Below are 236 nucleotides of genomic sequence, written 5' to 3'. Positions count from 1 at the left end.
ATGTTATCACTGTAGCCGTTGGCTACTATCTAAGATATGCATTGAGTTATCGTGATATATCTGAAATATTAAGGGAACGTGGTGTAAACGTTCATCATTCAACAGTCTACCGTTGGGTTCAAGAATATGCCCCAATTTTATATCAAATTTGGAAGAAAAAGCATCAAAAAGCTTATTACAAATGGCGTATTGATGAGATGTACATCAAAATAAAAGGAAAATGGAGCTATTTATAT

Annotated in this window: 1 pseudogene; it reads left to right on the top strand. The window is 33.1% G+C overall.

From position 1 onward, the window contains the following. A pseudogene (locus FVA95_RS30420) lies at window positions 1-236 on the top strand (IS6 family transposase); the annotation flags it as partial.

Origin of the sequence: Pseudonocardia sp. EV170527-09, assembly GCF_008369905.1 — a bacterium.
In the GTDB taxonomy this organism is placed as follows: Bacteria; Actinomycetota; Actinomycetes; order Mycobacteriales; family Pseudonocardiaceae; genus Pseudonocardia.
The sequence above is the reverse complement of the archived record's forward strand: the minus strand, read 5'-3'. Positions and strand labels throughout refer to the sequence as shown.